This window comes from Oleiphilus sp. HI0128, from assembly GCF_001635365.1.
The window spans coordinates 1-900 of record NZ_LWGG01000273.1; the positions used below are offsets into that span (position 1 = coordinate 1).

The 900-nt window shown below is 48.4% G+C and carries 1 protein-coding gene; it reads right to left on the reverse strand.

The features are described from left to right. Positions 1 to 900: CoA transferase (locus A3763_RS03590; RefSeq protein ID WP_082880365.1), on the reverse strand; the 900-nt coding region annotated here is incomplete at both ends.

The following is a 900-nucleotide window of genomic DNA, read 5'->3' on the forward strand; positions in this document are numbered from 1 at the left end:
GTGTAAGCGGCCAATTTCAGCACTACTCAAACCAACCACTTCAGAAAGCACTTCATCGGTTTGCTGCCCTAGTTTTGGCGCCGGTTGCGCAGGCTGGCGTTCAAATGCCGAGAAGTTCCAAGGAGCTCCTGCTGCTCTGAATGAACCAACACCAGGCTGATCAATTTGGTTAAACATTGGATTGTCTAGCGAGCATTCCGGGTCACTATCTACCATTTCCTTAACCGTTTGATACTTACTCCAACAAACTCCGTTTTCATTGAAGCGAGACTCAATATCCTTAAAACTGCGCTTAGAAATATAGTCAGAAAATAAAGCCGAAATCTCATCACGAGACTCAAAGCGAGCACCTTCCTGAGAAAAATCACGTCCTAGCGTTGCCGCTAGCTGGTCCATTTTTTCAGCTGTTTCTGTAGCAATACACAAGGACTTCCACTGGCGTTTGGTCAAGCCAATCACCATGACACGCTCGCCATCAGATGTCGTAAAGTCTCGTCCAAACGCACCGAAGAGATAGTTTCCATAACGTGGACGCTCTTCTCCTAACTGCGCTTCAGCAATAAATCCTAAGTGCCCCATCACTGCCATGGCCGCATCAGCCAAAGCAATCTTAGTGTGCTGTCCTTCACCTGTGCGATAACGATGACGCTCTGCAGCTAACAAGCCCAGTGCAGCCATCTGTCCTGTCACCAGATCCCAGGCAGGAAGTACGTGATTCGTTGGCGAGTTACTATCAGAGGGGCCTGTCAAAAACGGTAAGCCAATGGCCGGGTTAACCGTATAGTCTACAGCCGAGCCACCATGCCTATCGCCTTGAACGGTGAGCTGTATCATGTCTGGACGAATTGCCTTAAGATCCTCATAAGACAACCAACCCTTAGGTGGAAAGTTTGTCAATAG